The sequence below is a fragment of the Phytobacter sp. V69 genome (genome assembly GCF_965644215.1).
Lineage (GTDB): Bacteria > Pseudomonadota > Gammaproteobacteria > Enterobacterales > Enterobacteriaceae > Phytobacter.
In genome coordinates, this window is the sequence record NZ_CBFFRL010000535.1 from 1 (window position 1) to 398 (window position 398).

Below are 398 nucleotides of genomic sequence, written 5' to 3' on the forward strand. Positions count from 1 at the left end.
CGGGCATCGTGAAAAGTCTATGTCAAAGAAAGGGTTATGTTCTCATAATTGACGATTAAATCGCACCTTCCCTAATACAGCTAAGGACTCCACTGAACCCCACCGATTAAATCGCACCTTCCTTAGCCAATCAGTGTGATAACGCCCACTGGTTTCTGTATTTGTGCTTAAACGTGCTCCATCTTCTGCCTGTCCAGTAAGGTCAAGATAATTTTTCATATTATCGTGGAAGTTATCAGGATAAACAAAGTCTTTCCCGGTGTTATACGGTGGGTCGATATAAATTAGCTTAACTTTTCCGGCATGACTTTTTTGAAGAAGTTTTAGATAGTGTCGTCACAAGATTTTAGCCCAGAGAGCGATGCATCTGATCTGGACGGCAGCGAGAAATGAGGCCG

General features: G+C 42.7%; 1 pseudogene. It reads right to left on the minus strand.

The window, feature by feature from the left end:
• Positions 1-114: 114 nt before the first annotated feature.
• Positions 115-327: pseudogene (locus ACSZPU_RS26355) on the minus strand (site-specific DNA-methyltransferase); the annotation flags it as partial.
• Positions 328-398 lie beyond the last annotated feature (71 nt).